At 70.1% G+C, this 11,536-nt stretch carries 16 protein-coding genes; 11 read left to right on the top strand and 5 right to left on the bottom strand.

Annotated elements, in window-relative coordinates; genetic code table 11:
• Window positions 1-79 precede the first annotated feature (79 nt).
• The 3 genes from OG429_RS08500 to OG429_RS08490 are packed head-to-tail and all read left to right on the top strand — an operon-like array spanning window position 80 to window position 1,169.
• Entirely contained in the window at window positions 80-301 is a 222-nt protein-coding gene (locus OG429_RS08500) for a CarD family transcriptional regulator (protein WP_189740325.1), read from the top strand.
• Window positions 302-351: 50 nt separating this feature from the next.
• Window positions 352-774, top strand: coding sequence for a ribonuclease domain-containing protein (locus OG429_RS08495; protein ID WP_328924690.1), 423 nt, complete (start codon window positions 352-354; stop codon window positions 772-774).
• Window positions 771-1,169: a barstar family protein gene (locus OG429_RS08490; protein WP_328924689.1), complete on the top strand. Its 399-nt coding sequence runs from the start codon at window positions 771-773 to the stop codon at window positions 1,167-1,169. The genes OG429_RS08495 and OG429_RS08490 overlap by 4 nt, the downstream gene beginning before the upstream one ends.
• A gap of 88 nt (window positions 1,170-1,257) precedes the next feature.
• Here OG429_RS08490 and OG429_RS08485 read toward each other — a convergent pair whose 3' ends face one another.
• The 5 genes from OG429_RS08485 to OG429_RS08465 form a co-directional block, all read right to left on the bottom strand.
• Entirely contained in the window at window positions 1,258-1,734 is a 477-nt protein-coding gene (locus OG429_RS08485) for a group II truncated hemoglobin (RefSeq protein ID WP_328924688.1), read from the bottom strand.
• A gap of 2 nt (window positions 1,735-1,736) precedes the next feature.
• Window positions 1,737-2,060, bottom strand: coding sequence for a putative quinol monooxygenase (locus tag OG429_RS08480; protein WP_328924687.1), 324 nt, complete (start codon window positions 2,058-2,060; stop codon window positions 1,737-1,739).
• Window positions 2,061-2,133: 73 nt separating this feature from the next.
• Complete coding sequence (locus OG429_RS08475; RefSeq protein WP_328924686.1) at window positions 2,134-2,652, bottom strand: hypothetical protein; 519 nt, start codon at window positions 2,650-2,652, stop codon at window positions 2,134-2,136.
• 59 nt (window positions 2,653-2,711) lie between these two features.
• Entirely contained in the window at window positions 2,712-4,424 is a 1,713-nt protein-coding gene (locus OG429_RS08470) for an FAD-dependent oxidoreductase (protein WP_328924685.1), read from the bottom strand.
• On the bottom strand, window positions 4,421-4,693 hold the full coding sequence (locus tag OG429_RS08465; RefSeq protein WP_328924684.1) for a UBP-type zinc finger domain-containing protein: 273 nt from the start codon (window positions 4,691-4,693) through the stop codon (window positions 4,421-4,423). Before OG429_RS08465 ends, OG429_RS08470 begins: the two co-directional genes overlap by 4 nt.
• Window positions 4,694-4,970: 277 nt before the next feature.
• On the opposite strand from OG429_RS08465, the gene OG429_RS08460 reads away from it, so the two are divergent.
• From OG429_RS08460 to OG429_RS08425, 8 genes are read left to right on the top strand one after another with little or no spacing between them, the layout of a single operon-like run.
• Entirely contained in the window at window positions 4,971-5,795 is an 825-nt protein-coding gene (locus OG429_RS08460) for a type 1 glutamine amidotransferase domain-containing protein (RefSeq protein ID WP_328924683.1), read from the top strand.
• A gap of 33 nt (window positions 5,796-5,828) precedes the next feature.
• On the top strand, window positions 5,829-7,472 hold the full coding sequence (locus tag OG429_RS08455) for a thiamine pyrophosphate-binding protein (protein ID WP_328924682.1): 1,644 nt from the start codon (window positions 5,829-5,831) through the stop codon (window positions 7,470-7,472).
• Between the two features lie 40 nt (window positions 7,473-7,512).
• Window positions 7,513-7,947 carry a nuclear transport factor 2 family protein gene (locus OG429_RS08450; RefSeq protein ID WP_328924681.1) on the top strand — a complete coding sequence of 145 codons (435 nt, stop codon included), beginning with the start codon at window positions 7,513-7,515 and terminating at the stop codon, window positions 7,945-7,947.
• A gap of 22 nt (window positions 7,948-7,969) precedes the next feature.
• A complete protein-coding gene (locus OG429_RS08445) occupies window positions 7,970-8,425 on the top strand; it encodes a nuclear transport factor 2 family protein (protein ID WP_328924680.1) in 456 nt (151 codons plus the stop codon).
• 16 nt (window positions 8,426-8,441) lie between these two features.
• Window positions 8,442-8,813 (top strand): nuclear transport factor 2 family protein, encoded by a 372-nt coding sequence (locus OG429_RS08440; protein ID WP_328924679.1) that lies wholly within the window; start codon window positions 8,442-8,444, stop codon window positions 8,811-8,813.
• A 14-nt stretch (window positions 8,814-8,827) separates the two neighbouring features.
• Window positions 8,828-10,456: a GMC family oxidoreductase gene (locus OG429_RS08435; protein ID WP_328924678.1), complete on the top strand. Its 1,629-nt coding sequence runs from the start codon at window positions 8,828-8,830 to the stop codon at window positions 10,454-10,456.
• On the top strand, window positions 10,449-11,060 hold the full coding sequence (locus OG429_RS08430; protein ID WP_328924677.1) for a DJ-1/PfpI family protein: 612 nt from the start codon (window positions 10,449-10,451) through the stop codon (window positions 11,058-11,060). Before OG429_RS08435 ends, OG429_RS08430 begins: the two co-directional genes overlap by 8 nt.
• Window positions 11,060-11,536, top strand: coding sequence for a VOC family protein (locus tag OG429_RS08425; protein ID WP_328924676.1), 477 nt, complete (start codon window positions 11,060-11,062; stop codon window positions 11,534-11,536). Before OG429_RS08430 ends, OG429_RS08425 begins: the two co-directional genes overlap by 1 nt.

The raw sequence follows: 11,536 nt of genomic DNA, 5'->3' as shown, positions 1-11,536 counted from the left end.
ACCGCTGGGGCGGATGGTGCCGGAATTGAGATCCGAACGGCGGACCACGAGGCGGCCCGCGGGGCGCATACTGGGTTCAATGACAAAGTCAGCAGTACCTCGCCGCCATTTGCCGTCCAGCCCGTTCAAGGCCCCCGTGGAACAGCCCATCCGGCAGTTCAGCGTCGGCGACCGGGTCACTCACGATGAGCACGGCCTCGGCCGTGTCGTCGGAATCGAGGAGGGGATCGCTGTTCTCGTCGACTTCGGGTCGGTCCAGAAGCGAATCCTGAGTCCCTACACCAAGATGGCCGCGCTCTAGACGCCATCGGGCGATTCGCGAGCGAATCGGATATTTGGCACGATCGGCGCATGATCTTTCGGAACGTGCCCCGGTCGCTGCTTCGTGTACTGGGGGCCGTGTTCCTGTGCGCCGCGCTGGTCGGTGCGGTGGGCTGTGGCGGGCAGAAGCCCGCGCCTGCCGCCGCCGGCACCGGCGCTCCGGTGTGGGCGAAGGGGCTGGCGACCGTGCGGGCCGCCGAGCTGCCGCGGCAGGCCCTGGACGTGCTCGCGCTCATCGACAAGGGCGGGCCGTATCCGTACCGCCAGGACGGGACCGTCTTCGGGAACTTCGAGAAGGCCCTGCCCCGGCAGAAACGCGGCTACTACCACGAGTTCACCGTGAGGACGCCGGGGGAGCGGGACCGCGGGGCCCGGCGGATCGTGACGGGCGAGGGTGGGGAGTTCTTCTACACGGACGACCACTACGAGACCTTCAAGGCGGTTCTCCGATGACCCTCGACCCGCAGCCGCTCGCCCCTGCCCTCGCCGCCGCCGAAGCCGCCGACTGGACGACCGTGCGGCTGGACCTGGACGGCGTACGCGGCAAGGCCGGGCTGATGCGGCGGTGCGGGGACGCCCTGCGGCTGCCGGAGTGGTTCGGGGGGAACTGGGACGCGCTGGCGGACGCGCTGAGGGACCTGTCGTGGCTGCCGGACGCCGAGGGGCGGCTCGTCGCCGTGACCTCGTGGCGCGGGTACGCCGCCGAGCGGCCGGGCGACTGGGAGACCCTGCTGGAGATCCTGGAGGAGGCCGTGGACTTCTGGCGCGGGCAGGACGGCGCGCCGCCGCTCACGGTGCTGCTGGCCGGGCCGGGCCCGGGCGGGGCTGAAGGACCCGGGCGGCGCTGAGAACCCGGGCGGGGCTGAAGGACCTGGGCTCCGCCCCAGACCCCGGCCTCGAACGCCTGCGAGGCCGGGCCGGCTGGGGCGGAGCGGGTCAGTCCGTCGCGGTCTTCGGGACCCACGGAGGGGTCTGGCCCCAGGACCAGACCGGGATCTTGGCCGCGTCGACCGGGGGCGGGTTGGCGCCCGAGTAGATCAGGGCCATGCGGGTGCCCCACTCGATGTAGTAGACGAACACCGCGCGGAACTCCGGGTCCGTCGGGAGGCCGACCTCGTCGGCCGTGTCCAGGAGCAGGTCCACCCAGCGGCGGCGCTGCCTCTCGGTGATCGCGCGGCCCAGGTGCTTGGTGGCCATGTGCTGGTGGCCGCCGTGGTGGGCGGAGTAGTCCGACGGGCCGCCGAAGACCTCCGACAGCCAGACCGCGACGTGCTGCGGGTGCTCCGAGTCCATGCCGGCGAAGACCGGGGCCAGGATCTCGTCCCGCAGGGCGTGGGCGTAGAAGGCGTCGGTGAGACGGTTCATCGCCTCCGCGCCGCCCATCCACTCGTAGATGGTGGGTGTCGTGCTCATGGTTACCCTGCGGCCTTTCCGGTGCCCACGATGTCGGTCACCGTGTAGTGCTGCATTTCCTCGATCGCCGTCACGTACGGCCGGATCGCGCTGAAGAAGGCCGGGAAGTGCTCGCCCTTGCGGAAGCCGCCCAGGTGGGCGTCGACCGAGGTCCAGCGGATGCGGAGGATGTAGCGCTCGTTCTCCTCCTCGCAGCGTGCCAGCTCGTAGTCGATGCACTCGGGCGACGCGGCCAGGGCCTCGGCCGCCCGGGTGTACGCGTCCTCGAAGGCCTGCTGGTCGTCCAATGCGATCCGGTAGCGGATGTATTCGACGGTGGTCGTCATGGTGCGCTGCCTCTCCCTGGATGGTGGTCGTGGCCAGCCTTACGGGATCATGCTTGCCCGTGGGGGGATTCCGTCATTCGGACTCGGACTTCCTGGAGTCCGTCGGGTCCGGGGACTCGGCCACGTCCGGGCCCTTCGAGCGGACCTGCTGGACCTTGTCCAGGGACTCGCGCAGTTCCGCCAGCCAGGTGTCGGTGTTGCGGCCCACCAGGCGGACGCACCAGGCGAGGGCGTCGGCCCGGCTGCGGGCCACGCCGCCGGCGACCAGGGTGTCGAGGACCTGGCGCTCGGACTGGCGCAGACGGGTCATGACCGGGACGGCGAGGTGGGTGAAGAGCGCGGTCTCCTCGCCCACCCGCACGCCCCAGGCCACCTTGCGGCGGTAGAGCTCCTCGGCCTCGCGGGCGACCTCGATGCGCTGTTCGCGGGTGCGTTCGCGGAACTCCTTGACGGACTCGGCCGCCGGCACGGTGCCGACGACCGTGATCTCCTCGCGGTCGGCCGTGACCGATACGAGGGACTCGTAGACGTCCACCGGCAGACGCTCGGCGAACCACACGCGGAGCTGTTCGCTCTGTTCGACTGTAATCATGTAATCAACGTTGCGTCCGCTGTGGTCTTGATCGCAAGCGTTCCGGCGCCTGTTCGCTCTCAGCCCATCGAGCGGTAGCGGTGGATCAGGTTGACCGCCATCGCGCCCTCGCCCACGCCCGACGCGACCCGCTTCACCGAGTGGGCCCGTACGTCGCCCGCCGCGAACACGCCCGGAACGCTGGTCTCCAGCGGGTAGGGGGCCCGTTCCAGGCTCCACTCGGCCGGGAGCTCGCCACCGTTGGCGATCAGGTCCGATCCGGTGAGGACGAAGCCGTACTCGTCCCGCTCGACGACCCCCGACAGCCAGTCGGTGTGCGGGCGGGCGCCGATGAAGGTGAACATGAAGCGTGCCGGGACCTCCGTGTCCTCGTCCGTCTCCGCGTCGTGCAGGGTCAGCCGTTCGAGGTGCTCGTCGCCGTCCAGCCGGACCACCGTCGTACGGACCTTCACCTCGATGTTCGGGGTGCGGTCGATCTCGTCGATCAGGTAACGGGACATGCTCGCGTCCAGCGAGGCCGCGCGGACCAGGATGGTCACGCGGGCGGCGTACTTGGCGAAGTGCACCGCGGCCTGGCCGGCCGAGTTGGCCCCGCCCACGATGAACACGTGCTGCGAGATGCACGCCGAGCTCTCGGTCGTGGCCGCGCCGTAGTAGAGACCGGCTCCCTCGAAGCGGTCCGCGCCGGGCGCGTCGAGGCGGTTGTACGAGACTCCCGTGGCCAGTAGGACCGTCTCGGCGGAGATCTCCGTGCCGTCGGCCAGGGTGAGGATCTTCGCCGGATCGTCCCGGGTCAGTGAGACCACCTCCACCGGGTGCAGGATCTCGGCGCCGAACCGGGAGGCCTGGATGGTGGCGCGGCGGGTCAGGTCGCCGCCCGAGAGGCCCGAGGGGAAGCCGAGGTAGTTCTCGATCAGGCTGGAGGTGCCGGCCTGGCCGCCCGGGGCGCGGGAGTCCAGCATCAGCGTCGACAGGCCTTCCGAAGCCGCGTACACCCCGGCCGCCAGGCCAGCGGGCCCCGCGCCGACGATGACGCACTCGTAGTGCGGCCGGGAGGCGGTGGTCGCCAGGCCCAGGCGCTGGGCGAGCTCGGTGTCGGTGGGCGCGGAGAGCACCGACCCGTCCGGGAAGCGGACCAGCGGGAGCGCCGCGTCGGGCTGGGCGGCGATCAGGGTCAGCGCCTCGGGGTCCCGCTCCACGTTGAGGAAGCGGAACGGCTGGCCGTTGCGCGTGAAGAAGTCCCGCACGGCGTGGGTGCCGGGGGAGACCAGGTGACCGGCGACGATGATTCCGTCGTACGCGGGCCGGTAGGTGGCCAGCCAGTCCGACAGCAGGTCGTCCAGGACCGGGAAGAGCCGCTCGTGCGGCGGGTCCCACGGCTTGAGCAGGTAGTAGTCCAGCCGGACCCGGTTGATGGCGGTGATCGCCGCGTCGGTCTCCGCGTACGCGGTCAGCAGCACGCGGCGGGCGTCCGGGAAGCGGCTGACCGCCTCCAGCAGGAATTCGACCCCGGTGACGTCGGGCATCCGCTGGTCCACGAGGAACAGCGCCGGGTCGTGGCCGCGCTCGTCGAGGGAGTCCAGGATCTTCAGGGCGTCGGCGGCCGAGGAGGCGCCTAGCACCCGGTAGCGGTCGCCGTAGGCGCTGCGCAGGTCACGGCGGACGGCGCGGAGCACCTGCGGGTCGTCGTCCACGGCCAGGATGACCGGCTTCTTGTTCTCCACGTGCTCGCCGGCGGCCGTGACGGCCGCGCTCTCCTGCGCCGCGCTCACGCCGGGTCCAGCATCAGCTTGTCGGCGTAGCACCACGCCCAGTCCTCGCCGGGCTCGTGCGAGGCCGCGATGGGGTGCTCGGTGGTGCGGTAGTGGCGGGTGGCGTGACGGTTCTTCGAGGAGTCGCAGCATCCGACGTGCCCGCAGCTGAGGCACATCCGCAGGTGCACCCAGGTGTCACCGGCGATGAGGCACTCCTCGCAGCCCTCGGTTCCGGGCTTCACCGGACGTATCCGATCGATGTGGGTGCACAACAGGTCCATCGTCATCGTCCCCGTCCCTCTTCTTCTCGACGGCTCCTACTCCGCGCGCCCGTGATTCACGGCGCGTCCAGACGATAGGGCGCGGCCTCGGTAATGGTTCACCGATTCGGCCGAAGTCAGGTAGTCCTGAAGCTACTTCATGACGTCGGGAGACGACTTCCTGAGGTGCCCCCATGAGGTGGGCCGCTACCTCACGAAGTCGCACACCGGCGCTTTGACGAAGGCTCCGGGCGCGGCCAGTGTGGGGGACGCCAACGACAACAGGCGGCGCCTGGAGGAATACGTGAGCAGAAAGATTCTGGTCATTGTCTCCGAACACGGTTACTGGGCCGAAGAACTGATAGGGCCCGTATCGAAGTTCGATGAGCGGGGCTACGAGGTCATATTCGCCACGCCGACCGGAAAGCGTGCACACGCTCTTCCGCCGAGCCTCGACGCGAACTACATCGATCCTCCACTGGGACGCTCGGTCACCACAGAGGAGAACGCCCGGCTGGGCCGGGAGTTCGAGCAGTCGAGCCGGCTGGACTCGCCGCTCGACATCGAGGCGTGGGTCCCGGAGCGCCCGTACACGAGCGACGAGGGCTATCTGCGGAAGCTGGAGCAGTACCACCGCGATCTGGACAAGCTCGACGCCGACATCGCCGGATACGACGCGATCCTCATCGTCGGCGGCAGCGGCCCGATCGCCGACCTCGCCAACAACGAGCGCGTGCACGCCCTGATCCTGGCCTTCAAGAGGGCCGGCAAGGTCGTGGCCGCGGAGTGCTACGGGGTCGCCTGCCTCGCCTTCGCGCGGGACTGGAGCGACCGCAGGAGCATCATCTGGGGCAAGCACGTGACCGGCCACTGCAAGGAGTACGACTACAAGGACGGCACCGGATTCCTCGGTACCGACTTCAACATGGGGCCGCCGCCGTATCCGCTGGAGTACATCCTGCGCGACGCCACGGGCCCGCGCGGCGCGTACCACGGGAATTTCGGCAAGCCGGTCTCGGTCATCGTCGACTTCCCGTTCGTGACCGGACGGTCCACCCCTGACTCGTACCTCACGGGACAGAAGATCGTGGAAGTCCTGGAGGACGGTCTCACCCGTTACGGCTGGTAATTCCGGCAACTCGTGGGAATGAGGGGGAGTTCGATGAACACCGGAGCCACTCCCGGACGGGAAAGGCTGATCGAGCAGTTCAAGGCCGACGGCCTGAATGTGATGTTCGGAAATCCTGGGACGGTGGAACAGGGATTCCTCGACGCTGTGGACGCGGCGGAGGACTTCCAGTACATCCTCGCCCTCCAGGAGACCGTGGCCGCCGGTATCGCCGACGGATACGCCCGGGCGACCGGCGGCGCGGCGCTCCTCCAGCTGCATTCCGGGGTGGGGCTGGGCAACGGCATCGGCATGCTCTACCAGTCGCTGCGCGGCCACACCCCGCTCGTCGTGGTCGCCGGTGACGCCGGGGTGCGCTACGACGCCATGGACGCGCAGATGGCGTCCGACCTGGTGGCGATGGCCAAGCCGGTGACGAAGTACGCGACCCGGGTCACCGACCGGAACTCCGTGCTCCGCACCATCCGGCGGGCCGTGAAGATCGCGCTCACCCCGCCCCGCGGGCCCGTGTTCGTGGCGCTGCCGATGGACGTGCTGGACGAGCTCAACTCCGAGCCCGTCCTGCCCGCCACGGTGCCGCTCACGGACGTGGCGCCCTCGCCGGCCTCGGTGGGGCGGGCGGCCGAGCTGCTCGCCTCCGCCGAGCGGCCGGTCGTCCTCATCGGGGACGGGGTCTCGCTCTCCGGGGCGCAGAACGAACTGGCGGCGGTCGCCGAGCTGCTGGGCGCCGACGTGTACGAGGTCGACTCCTCCGAGGTCAACATCGCGGCCTCGCACCCGCTGCGGCGGGGCCAGACGGGCCACATGTTCGGCCCGCACAGCAAGGACCTCGTGGGGGACGCCGACGGGGTGCTGATCGTCGGCACCTATGTCTTCCCGGAGGTGTTCCCCGAGCTGGAGAGCCCCTTCCGGGAAGGCGCGAAGGTCGTCCACATCGACCTCAACGCCTACGAGATCGCCAAGAACCACCCGGTGGACCTCGGCCTCGCCGCGGATCCCAAGCAGGCGCTGCGCGCGCTGGCCGGCGTACTGGAACACCGGCTGACCCCGCAGCGGCGGGCGGCCGCGGCGGCCCGGCTCGACGTACGGACCCGGGAAAGGGTCCGCGACGGGCAGGCGCAGACGGACGACGGCACGCCGATGACCGTCTTCCTGCGGACCCTGGCCGAGCGCACCGGCGGGGACCTGATCGTCTTCGACGAGGCGCTGACCACCTCCCCGCTGGTCACGAAGTACCTGCCGGCCGAGCGCCCGGGCGACTACCACCTCACCCGGGGCGGATCGCTGGGCGTGGGCTTCCCGGGCGCGGTCGGCGCCAAGCTCGCCCGCCCGGACCGGCTCGTCGTCGGTTTCGCGGGCGACGGCGGGTCGATGTACACCTACCAGGCGCTGTGGACGGCGGCCCGGCACGGCATCGAGGCCAAGTTCGTGGTCTGCAACAACCGCAAGTACCGGCTGCTGGACGACAACATCGCCCAGTACTGGCGGGAGCGGGACATCCCCGAGCACGGATTCCCGGGCTCCTTCGACCTCTCCCACCCCGAGATCGACTTCGCCGGGCTGGCCCGGTCGCTCGGCGCCGGCGGGATGCGGGTGGAGAAGCCGGACGAGGCGGCCGCCGCCGTGAGCCGGATGCTGGCCCACCCCGGTCCGTTCCTCGTCGACATCCAGATCTGACCAGAGCAGTCACGCAGCACACGGAACAGGAGGAGACCGCATGCCCGCCGAGCGGCAGTTGACCGAGGACGCGATCCGCAGTTTCGCCGAGGACTGGTACGTGGCGCTGGACAGGCACGTAGGGCTGGACGAGGTGCTCGCCCTGATCACCGAGGACCTGGAGTTCAAGGTCCCCGAGGACACCTTCCTCGGCCACCAGGGCTTCGGCCGCTGGTACGAGGCCGTCACGAACCGGTTCTTCGACGAGGTGCACACGGTCACGAAGGTGGAGCCCGTCATCGAGGGCGACCGGGCGATCGTCCGGGTGCTCGTCAACTGGCAGGCCAAGATCTGGGACCCGCCGGCGGCGCGGAGCCAGTGGCTCGGCTTCGACGCCGACCAGACCTGGACCGTGGTCGCCGGTCCCGACGGACCGCTGATCAAGCAGTACACCGTCAACGACCTGGCTCCGATGCCCGGTTCCGGCTCCCTCTGACGCGGGCGAAGGAGAAGCCACGATGACCGAAGTGACACGGGAGCGGGTGCGGGCGGCCTACGCCGCGCTGGGCTCCGGCGACCGGGCGCGCATCCTGGAGTACTACTCCGAGGACCTGCGCTGGCTGGTACCGGGCAACCACCCGCTCGCCGGCTGGTACGAGAGCCTGGACGCCTTCCTGGAGCTGATGGGGCAGACCCACAAGCTCACGGGCGGCACCTTCCGGATGGACCTGGAAGCGGTGCTCGTCGGCGAGGACTGTTCCGCCGACGTGTGCCGCAACGTCGCCCTGCGGGACGGCGCGGCCGAGGACAGCCGGTCCCCGTACGAGCGGATGGACTACCCGGTCTTCCACTTCATGCGGTGGCAGGACGGCCGGATCGTCGAGGGCCGCGACGGGCTCTTCGGCGACTCGGCGTCCGCCTTCAGCCAGTTCTGGGCGCCGTTCGCGCCGGACGGAACCCGCAGGGACCGATAGGGGAATGAGCGACGCCATGGATGCGCGAGAGATTCTCACGAAGTACTACGAGTACGCCAACGCGGGGGACTGGGACCGCTGGTGCGACCTGTTCGCCGACGACCAGGTCATGGACGAGCAGCTGGCCGGCCACATCGAGGGCCTCGAACTGCTGCGCTCGATGATGAAGGGCATGGGCACCATGTACCGGGTCTTCCGGAACGAGCCCGTGCACTTCCTCGTCGACGGGGAGAAGGCCGCGGCCGTCTCCCACCTGACCGCGGTCAGCGCCTCGGGAGAGTCCATCGAGGCCGAGGTCATGAACTTCTTCCGGATCGCGGACGGGAAGATCGCCTACATGGCGAACTACCACGACACCGTCCCCTTCCAGGTCCTGAGCCAGGGCTGAGGGGGGGAGATCTCGTGGGTGTCTCCGAGACCGAAGAGTACGACTACGTCGTCGTGGGATCCGGCACCGCGGGCAGCGTGCTGGCGAGCCGCCTCTCCGAGGACCCGGACGTCAGCGTCCTCGTCCTGGAGGCGGGCGGATCCCGTATCCCGCCCGAGGTGGACGACCCGTCCTCCTGGTACAAGCTGCTCGGCGGGCCCGTGGACTGGGGCTACACCAGCACCCCGCAGCCCGGCCTGGGCGGCCGCCGCACGTACGAACCGCGCGGCAAGGCCCCCGGCGGCAGCAGCAACCTCTACATCATGATGCACATCCGGGGCCACGCCTCGGACTTCGACAACTGGGCCTACCAGGGCGCGGCCGGCTGGGCGCACGAGGACGTGCTCCCGTACTTCTCCCTCCTGGAGGGCCAGGAGGACGCCACCGCCGCCACCACCGGCACCCGCGGCCCGCAGCGCATCACCAACGCCGGGCAGCACGGCCCCAACCCGGTCTCCCGCGCCTTCATCGACGCGGCCGTCGAGCTGGGGCACCAGGAGATCGCAGACTTCAACACCGACGGTCCCCGCCGCGGCCTCTTCGGCACCGGCTGGCACCACATCGACGTGGCCGACGGCCGCCGCCAGGGCACCCTCGCCGCGTACCTGGAGCCCGCGCTCGACCGCCCCAACCTGACCCTGCGCACCAGTGCGCAGAGCACCCGGCTGCTGTTCGACGGGGACACCTGCACGGGCGTCGAGTACGTCCAGCTCCAGGCCCCCGCCACGCTTTCGGGCAGCGACGTCCCGGGCCGCACCGTCCGCGACAGCCACAGCGCCACCGCCGAGCCCGGCCCGCACACCGTACGGGCCCGCCGGGAGGTGATCGTGGCCGCCGGGGCGATCGAATCCCCCAAGCTGCTGCTGCTCTCCGGCATCGGGCACCCGCACCAGCTGCGCGAACACGGCATCGAGGTCACCGCGGCCCTGCCCGGGGTCGGCGAGAACTTCCACAACCACGTCCTGACCGGTCTGATGGCCGAGGTCACCCAGGAGCTCCCGCCGCCGGCGCAGAACCTGTCGGAGAGCGCTCTGTTCCTGTCCTCCCAGCCGGGACTGCCCGCGCCGGACCTGCAGATCGCCTTCGTCCACGTGCCCTTCGACGTGATCGTCGGCCAGGACCACCCGAACACGGTGTCCATCCTGCCCGGTGTCGTACGGCCCGTCTCACGCGGCTGGATCAAGCTCGCCAGCGCCGACCCGCTGGCCCACCCGCTGATCAACCCGAACTACCTGGGCGACCGCTGGGACCTGGAGCGGATGGTGCAGGGCATCAAGATCGCCCGGGAGATCTTCGCGACCTCCGCCTTCTCACCCTGGTACAAGCAGGAGCTCCAGCCCGGGCCGGGCACCGTGACCGACGACGACCTGCGCACCTTCGCGAAGCAGAAGTCGGAGAGTTACCACCACCAGGCCGGCTCCTGCCGGATGGGCATCGACGACCTCTCCGTCGTCGACCCCGAGCTGCGGGTGCACGGCGTACGGAACCTGCGCGTCGTCGACGCGAGCGTGATGCCCGCGGTCCCGTCGGGCAACTGCCACACCGCCATCGCGATGATCGCCGAGCGCGCGGCGGACTTCCTGAAGGGGGTGTCCCGTGCCTGATGCCGTCCTGCGTGAGGGCGCGCTGAGCGGGACCCGCATCGCGGTCCTGGTCGAGAGCGACTTCTACGAGCCGGAGATCTTCTACTACCAGCACCGGTTCGCGGAGGAAGGCGCCGAGGTCGACTTCCTGACCCGGCTGTGGGGCAACGACTCCATCACCTTCTCCGGCCACGAGTACCGGGCGCCCTTCACCGCCAGCCAGTCCCTGGAGGGGCTGAGCGACGAGGACCTGCGCCGCTACTCGGCGATCATCGTGCCCTCGGGCATGGTGGCCGACCGGCTGCGCTACACCGAGGACGTGGACCAGCTGGCCCCGGCGACGGAGCTGCTGCGCCGGGCCTTCGAGGAGCCGACGGTCCTCAAGGGGATCATCTGCCACGGCATGTGGCTGGCCTCCTCGATCCCCGGCAAGATCCGCGGCCGCAAGGTGGTCTGCCACAACAACCTCATCGGTGACGTCCGCAACATGGGCGGAGAGTACGTCGACGAGGACGTGGTGGTCGACGGGGACCTGGTCACCGGCCGCACCGGCGCCCACCACCACCTCTTCGCCCGCCGGATCATCGAGCTGATCGCGGCCGGGCGGGGCCGGGGGCAGGCCTGATGGCCGGGCTGGTCTGGTCGCACGTGGGCCTGAACTGCACGGACCAGAAGACCACCGAGGAGTTCTACACCCGCTACTTCGGCTTCACCCGGGCCCGGGTGGTCGACCTGGGGGAGGCCCAGATCGTGTTCCTGCGCAAGGGGGACGCGTACCTGGAGCTCTTCGCGGCCGGCGCCGAACCGGCCGGCCCGGCACTGGGGGTCCCCCCAGCGGTAGCCGGAGACGGGCCGCAGGCCCCGGGGCGGATGCGCCACCTGGCCTTCCAGACCGACAGCGTGGACGCGTTCCTGGCCGAGCTGGGCGACGCGGCCGAAGTGACCCTGGGGCCGCTGGACTTCGACGACTTCATCTGCGGCTGGCGGACCGTGTGGATCCGCGACCCCGACGGAGTGATCGTCGAAGTCAGCCAGGGATACGAGGACGACAGCACTCACGACCGTACTCACGAGGGCTCTCACGACAAGGACGGTGCATGA

Origin of the sequence: Streptomyces sp. NBC_00190, assembly GCF_036203305.1 — a bacterium.
Taxonomy (GTDB): Bacteria; Actinomycetota; Actinomycetes; order Streptomycetales; family Streptomycetaceae; genus Streptomyces.
The sequence above is the reverse complement of the archived record's forward strand: the minus strand, read 5'-3'. Positions and strand labels throughout refer to the sequence as shown.